At 71.6% G+C, this 236-nt stretch carries 1 pseudogene; it reads right to left on the minus strand.

The features are described from left to right. Positions 1–236 (minus strand): annotated as a pseudogene (locus ACYQ0J_RS13600) (hypothetical protein); the annotation flags it as partial.

Here is a 236-nt window from a genome sequence, read left to right on the forward strand (position 1 = left end):
TCGTTCCCCCTCGCACACCCGGCCCGAGGCGTTGTAGAGCCTCATCTCCCGCTCGTCCTCCCGCCGGGGGTCGGGGGAGAAGCTCACCATCCACCAGGCGCACACCGGGTTCTCCGCCCGCCCCTCCGCCCGAAACCAGGCCACCTGTCCCCCCTCTACCCGGCCCTCCCCCATGGCCTCAACCACCACCCGCTCCCCCTCCTCCAGGAGCAGGCCCCAATCCCCCTCGGAAGGAA

The organism is Thermus sp. FJN-A (assembly GCF_054655095.1).